Source organism: Pedobacter sp. (assembly GCF_035566355.1).
GTDB lineage: Bacteria > Bacteroidota > Bacteroidia > Sphingobacteriales > Sphingobacteriaceae > Pedobacter.
Genome location: NZ_DATMRL010000590.1, coordinates 1 through 6,196, shown reverse-complemented (window position 1 = coordinate 6,196; position 6,196 = coordinate 1). Strand labels below are relative to the sequence as shown.

Genomic DNA, 6,196 nt, shown 5'->3' with positions numbered 1-6,196 from the left:
AGACCTGAAGGATGCCGGAGACCCTGTTGCCCTTGCTGCGCAATACGCACAGCAAGGTGCCGACGAACTGGTTTTCCTTGACATCACCGCTACCCATGAAAGAAGGGACACCACCATTGATATGGTCAAAGCGGTAGCCCGGGAACTCAATATTCCTTTTACCATAGGCGGGGGCATCAGCTCTGTAGCCAATGCAGAAGCCCTGCTCAATGCAGGTGCCGACAAAATCAGCATCAATTCCGCAGCGGTAAGAAACCCAGCCTTAATTGAAGAACTGGCCAAAGCTTTCGGTGTACAATTTGTGGTACTGGCTGTAGACACCAAATATACCGGAGGAAAGAACCTGGTCCACCTGAATGGTGGCCGTCTGGCCACTGAACTGGAAACTGAAACCTGGATTAAACAGGCCGAAGAACTGGGTGCCGGAGAAATTCTGCTTACCTCTATGGATCATGACGGTACCAAACAAGGCTTTGACTGTAACTTGCTCGATAAAATCTGCAGGAGTATCAATATCCCGGTTATTGCATCAGGTGGCGCAGGAACAACCGAACATTTCACAGAAGTATTTACCCAAACTGGTGTAGATGCTGCCCTTGCAGCCTCAGTATTCCATTTTGGAGAGATAGCCATTCCCGATCTAAAACAAGAATTAAATAAACACGGCATTCCCGTAAGGTTATGAATATAGATTTTGAAAAAACACAGGGCCTGGTCCCTGTTATCATACAGGACGTACACACCCTGGAAGTTTTAATGCTCGGGTATATGAATGCAGAAGCCTGGGAGAAAACACAAAAAGAAGGTAAAGTTACTTTCTTTTCAAGGTCTAAAAACCGACTCTGGACCAAAGGGGAAGAAAGCGGTAATTTTCTCTTTGTAAAAGAAACTCATATTGATTGCGATAAAGATACCATCCTGATCAAAGCTGAGCCTGTAGGCCCTACCTGTCATACCGGAAGCCGCAGCTGTTTTAAAACAAATTACAATCAGAACTTCATTTTCGAACTGGAACAGATCATTGAAAGCCGGTACGAAAATCCATCTGAAGAATCCTATGTGAACAAACTTCGCAAAAAAGGGCTCAACAAGATTGCACAAAAAGTGGGAGAGGAAGGTGTAGAAACTGTTATTGCCGCACTGAACGAGACCGACGTTGATTTTGTAAACGAAAGTTCAGACCTGATCTTCCATTTACTGGTCCTGCTCAAAGAAAAAGGCAAAACTTTAAACGATATTGCCCTGAACCTGGAAAGCAGACATAAAAGATAACAAACATGCTCAAACACCAGCAAACCCTTAACGGTCATCAAAATCCAGTCTATGCCCTATCCACTGCAGAAAACCCGGAACGGTTTTACAGCGCGGGCAATGACAAAGGTGTTGTGGAATGGTCCCTTGCGGATATGGCCTTTGTAAAAGTCATCGTACCTGTACAAAGCTCGGTCTATGCCCTTCATCGCTTAAACCATCTGCTCTTCATTGCGCAGCGAAGCGGACTGATCCTGGTTTTTGACCTCCGGAAACAAGAATTGCTGGCTACCTTGAAGCATCATCAAAAAGCAGTATTCGATTTAAAAACCGTCGGATACAAAAATGAATTACTCAGTACAGGAGAAGACGGAAGCGTTGCCGTATGGTCTTTACACGATTTCTCTCTCCTGTACCATTTTCCTGTACTTAGCGATACGGTAAGGGTTATTGCCATCAGCAATGATGAAAAAGAATTTGCCCTGGGTGCTAAAGACGGCGTTATCCGCATATATCATACAGAAGACTACAGCCTGTGCCGGGAACTGACCGGACATACCCTACCCATTACCTCTATTCAATATGCTCCTTCGGGCAATTATATGATCTCCGGAAGCCGGGATGCACAACTGAAGATCTGGGCCTTGCCCGGCTATGAAATGGACAGGAATATCCCAGCTCATTTATTCAGTATTTACAGCATTGCTTTCCACCCCAGCCTCCCTTATTTTGCCACCTGCAGCCAGGACAAGAGCATTAAGATCTGGAGCAGTACCGATTTTAAACTCTACAAGATCCTGAGCATAGAAAAAGGCACCGACGGCCACTTTCACTCCATTAATAAAATGATGTGGAGCGAAGACGGGAAACACCTCATCTCCGCAAGTGATGACCGCAGTATCCGCATCTGGAACTGGGAATAAGAACTACTTGGAACATTTCCTAAAAGGATGTGTTATTTTATAAAACAGGCTTCTCTTAGGATAGGCAACGACCACTTCCCCAAGGAGAACCCTGTCATCCTCATTTAGGACAATAACAAGATCTGTTGCCTGTCCACCTAGTTTTATTTTTCTTTCAATGGTCTTGAAACCAATATAACTGATTCTTAAAGTTTCCTCATGAGATGGTCCATTTAAGGGAAGAGAGAGAAAAAAACATCCCCTGGAATCTGTTGCAAAAGTCATCTTTCTATTCTTTACGAATATCTGAACGCCGGGTAAAGGATTTTTTTGCTGATCTATAATGACTCCCCTGACAATGGTCGTCGTATCTTTGCACACTATCTCCGCCGAAGACTGATTTTCTTTTTTAAACCGATCAGATGACATATAAGTGGGCCGGTCTGTTTCAGACCAAGCTTTAGCCGTCACATCTTTCGTTGTCAAAAAGGCGAGGAGAGAAATCATAAATATTCTGGCTTTCATATATCGATTCCTCACACGAGTTTCTTCCCGGTTAAAACTATCCAGCTGATCTGCTCTAAAATGACCACAAGTCTTCTTTTGAGGCTTATCCAGCCAGGCGATCAACTCCTGGTCGCCATATGTCCTGAAATCAATAACTTCCTTTTCACAATGCAAACAAAACCGTCCATTTGCCCCAGGTTGCATGTCATTCCAATTCTGGGTACAAGGACTTGGAATTTCAATCTTAAATTTCTTCATAACAAGATTCTTTTATCATCCGCAATTATCGAACAGTAATCCTTTTCATGCCTTCTCTGCCATAAAACACAGGAAAATACATCATTTCAGCTTTTGCCGGGTTCAGCGTATAACTGCCCGAATACCTTGGCATCAGTTCCACCTCAAAATTATATTTGCCCTTTTTCAATTTGGTGCAAAATATCGAAGTCTTGTTCTTAAAATACTCCCTGTGCGTTTCTATACCCCAGAATTGCTGAACCTTATTTTCATAAGAACAACCCGCCGGAACAGGGATTTCGATCATCACATAATCTGCATCTGCACGTACCTCAACCTCTACCCTGATCTTAACAGCTTTACCCGCCTTTAGTGCGTTGACTTTCTGATCTTTCTCTTCGAACCAGCTTTTCACCGTAAAATCCTTATTTACTTTCTCCGGATTAGGATTATTAAATTGCTGATAGGCAGTAATGTATACCGGGCCATTTCCTTTTTTATGAATATTTAGTGCAGTCCCGGCTTCTATGCTTTTAGTAAAAGGAAAAGCACTTACCGTTTCGGTCTGATTTAACACCAGTGAAGCAGGCTCACCTGATTTTTTATCCTGGATCAGATCCGGTAAAATATTTTCCAGGATCAGAGAAGATTCATACGTATTTCTCCACTGCCCATCTTTACGTTGCTCCAGGAAATAACGCACAATGTTGTCCCGCTCTGCAGTGTACTTTCCTGTAGCTTTTAAGATCTGATAAGCCAAAAGCGTATTTTGAATACTGTTGTCCCAGAAATTCGCCCGTTCCTCTCCCCAGTATATATTGCCAAACATGGTCTGTTTTTTCAATGCCAGCAAGGCTTTAACATCAATATCCATCCCCGCCAGCTGCTTTAAACGCAGGATCTGTAAATGTTCAAATAAACTCTGCTTTTCCGGTTTCTTTTGCTTTTCTACCCGGAGTACAAAGTCTTTAAGATAAGCTTTACCGTCCAGTGCGTGGATCAGCTTGATGGCCATAACCTGATCCAAATCCGTACTGTAGCTCAGTTTATCTGTTAGATAGGTCAAAATCCTGGTCTTGTCCAGGTTAATCGGATAGCCTTGTTGTTCTGCCAGCAATAAAGCCTCCGTTACATGCAAACTGATCCAGAGTTCCGGATTGCTGCTTTGCCACCAGCCCCAGGTACCCTCGGGTCTTTTATTGGCCTGCAATTTTTTGATCAGCTCTTTGATGGCCTTTTCATTCTTAAAATCACCTCCCAGATACTTTCTGACGGTTTTTTCCAGCAATAGTGATTTCAGTTTAGAAGCCATTTGCTCATTGCACAGGTATTCATAATTGCGCAGTTTTTCCATTTCATCCAGTAATGTTGGAAATACAGAAGCTTCCGCCCTCAGGCTCACTTTACCTAAACCCGCATCAAAATGATAATTGATGGTTGTATCCTTCAGCAAAGCATTAAAATAACCTTTGGTTTCCAGCACCCCTTTTTGAAGCAAAGGGACTTTACGGATTTCCCCATCAAAATAGCCATTTTCCTGCCTTAGCGTATATTCAAACTGTAAACTATCCTTTCCTGCAGCGACAACGGGAATGGTGTCAATACGGGAATTCTTGAAACGCACAGGACCATTAAGCAGTTCTGCTCCATTGTAACTGAACTTCCTCAGCACCTGTTTCTCCTCCGTACTGTAATTCATCAGCTTACCGATCACCTGGATACTGTCGCCCACCAGCGCAAATTGCGGAGAAACGAAATTAGCACTCAATGTTTTAAAAGAACGGATTGAAGTCTCCGCTAAACCCGTTTGTTGATGTCCATTCATGGCAATCAACCTGGTATTCCAGCTGGTGATGTCATCCGGGAATTTCACCGTAAACCTAGCCTTTCCTTCCCTGTCCGTAAAAAGTTTGGGCTGCCAGATGGCATAATCAGAAAAATTAGTCCTCATCGTTTGCTGTTGACCTACAAGTTCTCCCTGGGCATTCAGGGTTTTATTACCACCCTTGGTATTGATCACGATCACGCCGTTTGCAGCCCTTGAACCATAAATAGCCGTAGCCTCTGCGTCTTTTAAAACCTTCATATCCGCAATCATATCCGGACTGATTTTAGCGGCTTCCGCAGACACAGGCATTCCATCTACAATATATAAAGGCTGATTGCCTCCCAATGAATTCGTTCCTCTAATCTGTACAGAGCGCGCAGACATAGGAGAAACTTCATTCAATGCAAGACCCGGCGCATAACCCTGAAGAGCAGTTACTGCCCCGGTTAAATTTTGTTTCATCCGCGCACCGTAACCTACAACAACAACCTCGTTCAAATCATTACTATTTGCCCTTAAATAAACGGAATCCAATTTACCGGCATTTATTACAGCTTCCAGTCGGTCATATCCAATATAGCTAAATACCAGTTTTCCTTTCTTTGGCCCCTCCAAAGTGAACCGCCCTTCATTATCCGTCATGGTCCCTTTATCCCAGCCCTTTACCCGCACTTCCACTCCCGGCAAAGCTTTCCTGCTACCCAGATCAAAAACCCGTCCTTTAATCTGAACTGGAATCACCATACTTATCTTCTTCCCATTAAAAGCCTGTGCAAGCTGATCCCGGATCTCCTCTTCATTCCGCCTGTCCGATTTTACAGATTTGATCAGCCGGTCTATCGTTTTACTCAACTGATCTGCCGGCAACACCTGAACATCCGACCACTCAAAATAATTCTGTCCCGGTGCTTTCACCCTTACATCTTTTACCGTAAAATAACGGTTGTCTTTAAACAGGTACAGCACACTGTACCCGCCTGCTTCCAGATTAGAGAAGTAATTACTGTTACCCGGATAAACCTTCACAAAATCAGGCTCATCATTTTTATAGATCAGCACATTTTTAACAAAAGGCATCTTTTTCTCTAAAACCGTATCCAGTTTCATCTGGATACGCCCCTTATAATTATAATAGCCATAGCCATCAAAAAGCCTGGTGGTATAACTCCGCAGGTCCAGGTACTCATTCCAAATGCTGTCAATTTCTGTCTTTTTAAGCGGAAATTGCCTGTAATCCGTATTTTCTCTTCCAACACCATCTAGACGGGTATTAAATAAGTAATAAGTTCCCGAAGATTTCTGTTTAATCAAACCTGGAAGAATGCTATAGGTATAGCCGCCTTCTTTCAAAAAATTCAATTCTATACCATCGGAAGAATAATGCAGGTAATTCTCCCTGAATGGTCCGACCAGCAACGATCCGTTTCTGTGCACATTAGGTGGAGGGTTCAGCAAGACCAACTGATCATCT

5 protein-coding genes are annotated in these 6,196 nt (G+C 43.3%); 3 read left to right on the top strand and 2 right to left on the bottom strand.

Annotated elements, in window-relative coordinates:
• The 3 genes from hisF to VNZ46_RS23195 form a co-directional block, all read left to right on the top strand.
• On the top strand, positions 1 to 685 hold a 685-nt coding region (hisF, locus tag VNZ46_RS23205), incomplete at its 5' end, for an imidazole glycerol phosphate synthase subunit HisF (protein WP_325563074.1).
• Positions 682 to 1,272: a bifunctional phosphoribosyl-AMP cyclohydrolase/phosphoribosyl-ATP diphosphatase HisIE gene (hisIE, locus tag VNZ46_RS23200; protein WP_325563072.1), complete on the top strand. Its 591-nt coding sequence runs from the start codon at positions 682 to 684 to the stop codon at positions 1,270 to 1,272. The genes hisF and hisIE, both read left to right, overlap by 4 nt.
• 5 nt (positions 1,273 to 1,277) lie before the next feature.
• The gene (locus VNZ46_RS23195; protein WP_325563070.1) at positions 1,278 to 2,174 is read left to right on the top strand and encodes a WD40 repeat domain-containing protein; all 897 of its coding nucleotides are present in this window, start codon (positions 1,278 to 1,280) and stop codon (positions 2,172 to 2,174) included.
• 3 nt (positions 2,175 to 2,177) lie between these two features.
• Here the strand turns inward: VNZ46_RS23195 and VNZ46_RS23190 are convergent, their stop codons facing one another.
• Positions 2,178 to 2,918 carry a carboxypeptidase-like regulatory domain-containing protein gene (locus VNZ46_RS23190; RefSeq protein ID WP_325563068.1) on the bottom strand — a complete coding sequence of 247 codons (741 nt, stop codon included), beginning with the start codon at positions 2,916 to 2,918 and terminating at the stop codon, positions 2,178 to 2,180.
• Positions 2,919 to 2,943: 25 nt separating this feature from the next.
• Positions 2,944 to 6,196 (bottom strand): carboxypeptidase-like regulatory domain-containing protein (locus VNZ46_RS23185; protein ID WP_325563066.1); only part of this gene is annotated, 3,253 nt, incomplete at its 5' end.